Annotated in this window: 1 protein-coding gene and 2 pseudogenes; 1 reads left to right on the top strand and 2 read right to left on the bottom strand. The window is 62.7% G+C overall.

The annotated features are described in order from the left end of the window. Window positions 1-311, top strand: a pseudogene (locus EN742_RS32575) (cell division protein FtsH); the annotation flags it as partial. A 268-nt stretch (window positions 312-579) separates the two neighbouring features. Here EN742_RS32575 and EN742_RS32570 read toward each other — a convergent pair. Together EN742_RS32570 and EN742_RS32565 are read right to left on the bottom strand one after the other, a co-directional pair. Then, window positions 580-1,038 carry a hypothetical protein gene (locus EN742_RS32570; RefSeq protein WP_128333753.1) on the bottom strand — a complete coding sequence of 153 codons (459 nt, stop codon included), beginning with the start codon at window positions 1,036-1,038 and terminating at the stop codon, window positions 580-582. 610 nt (window positions 1,039-1,648) lie between these two features. After that, window positions 1,649-2,182: pseudogene (locus EN742_RS32565) on the bottom strand (hypothetical protein); the annotation flags it as partial.

The following is a 2,182-nucleotide window of genomic DNA, read 5'->3' as shown; positions in this document are numbered from 1 at the left end:
TCTCGGAAGAGACGGCGCAGATCATCGATGCCGAGGTGCGCCGGCTGATCGACGACGCCTATTCGACGGCCAAGGCGATCCTGACCAAGAAGAAGAAGGAATGGATCGCGCTGGCGCAAGGCCTGCTCGAATACGAGACGCTGACCGGCGAGGAGATCAAGCAGCTGATCGCCGGCCACAAGCCGGCGCGCGACCTCGGCGACGACACGCCGCCCAGCCGTGGCTCGGCCGTGCCGAAGGCCGGCACCGGCGGCCGCCGCAAGAAGGGCCCGGAGCCCGAAGGCGGCATGGAGCCGCAGCCGCAGGGCTAGTCGAGATCAGAGCGCTTCACCGTTTCAGGGAACGCAGAAGCGCTCTAATCTTTGGTTTGACCTATCCGACGGCTTCACGCGACGCGTTGTAAATCAGGAGACGCGCCGGATGTGCGTTGAAGCGCCATCCTCGGGCCTGTCCCGAGGACCTGCCAACGCAACCGGGTTGGCGGTTTCCAGCTCCCGTCGCCCGACAGCAGATCCTCGGGACAGGCCCGAGGATGACGGCTTGGCGCGTGGGAATCGCCTTATCCGCCGTATCCGATTTTTATGATTCAGCTTTCAGCCGCGCATTGCACAGGCTGTAATAGCCGCCGCCCTTCTGGATCCAACGAAGGCCGTTCAACGTACCTGCCTCCTTGTTGCCGTGGTACCCCTGCAGGCAGGTCTTCATCCGCGCCTTCGCGGGCTTTTCGGTCTTGAACTCGGCGGCCAGCGTGGTCGGGAATGTCACGCCCGCCGGCGCTACGGGGGGCGCGACCGCCGCGCTGGTTTCCTTTTTCGGCTGCGGCTCGGTTTTGACCGTATCCGTGCTGACACTCTCGGCAACGGGCATCGCACATTTCTCCTTGCGGAAAGCGGCCCAGTCCATGCCGTTCAGAGTGCCGCCTTCCTTGGCTGCGCGATAGGTCTCTCCGCATTCCTTCATCGTCAGTGCGCTTGCAGGGGCGACGCCCCACGCAACCAATGCCGTCACAGCCAATACGGCCGATTTCAAACTAGACATAAGACCCTCCGGGTTGCTAACGAGATCGATGTCTTTTTGTATACTGTTTGTTCTGCATATGTTCAATCAGAATTTTTGCGAGCTACTATAAAGCCTGGCGGTGGGAAGTGTGGCGGTTGACGATACCGATCGCTCCAGAGAGATGCAGATGCGAGCAAGGCCGGCGCCGGCGGCCGCGGCAAGAAGGGCCCGGAGCCGGAAGGCGGCATGGAGCCCAGCTGCAGGGGTGATGATAAGCGAACACCTACCAAAAACGCAGCGGCTGGTCCGTGACGTTTTTGCTTTTGACCCGCTCTCTTTTCAAAAGCCGGCGCTGCCCCTCATCGCCCTGCCGGGCACTTCTCCCCGTATAGTGACGGGAGAAGGTGGCCGGCCGCGGCCCCGGCGCTTTTCCTGCAACGTTCGCGATTGGCGAAATCGGCGATGAGAGCGCCCCTCTCCCCGGAGAGGAAGCCGGCAGGCAGGTGAGGGGCAGCAAAAACGCCTCAGAAATATCCGCTGGCCAACTCGCAAATCAGATGCGGCGTACTCGCTCAAACACGCCCAACAAAGAAAAAGGCCCGCGAACTTTACGGTTCGCGGGCCTTCGTCAACCGTAAACGAAGCGAAATCAGCTCTTCAGCTTGGCGTTGCACAGGCTGTAGAAGCCGCCGCCCTTCTGAATCCACTTGAGGCCGTTCAGCGTGTTGGCGTCCTTGTTGGCATAGTACAGCTCGAGGCAGGTGTGCATGCGGCCCTTGGCCGGGGTCTCGCTGGCAAACTTCTTGGAGATCGCCGTCGGGAACTTCACGCCCTTGGGAGCGGCAACGGACGGCTTCTCGGGTTCGCTGGTGTAGGTCGCCTCCGTCGGAGCCGGCACCGTGTCGTCGTCGTCCGCGGCGGCGCCGCACTCTGCCTTGCGGAAGTCGTTCCACTTCATGCCGTTGAGCTTGTTGCCGGTCTTGGCCACCTGGTACTTGGCGCTGCAATCGGCCATGCTGAGGCCCTTGCCTCCTTCAGCGGCGGCGGCCTTGGTCGTTGCCTTGGCGGGTTCCGCCGCGGCGGTTGCGCCGGGGCCGCATTCGGCCTTGCGGAAGTCGTTCCACTTGACGCCGTTCAACGTGCCGGCGGCCTTGGCGGCCTGGTACTTGGCGCTGCATTCCTT

Source organism: Mesorhizobium sp. M4A.F.Ca.ET.020.02.1.1 (assembly GCF_004022645.1).
Classification (GTDB): Bacteria; Pseudomonadota; Alphaproteobacteria; order Rhizobiales; family Rhizobiaceae; genus Mesorhizobium.
The sequence above is the reverse complement of the archived record's forward strand: the minus strand, read 5'-3'. Positions and strand labels throughout refer to the sequence as shown.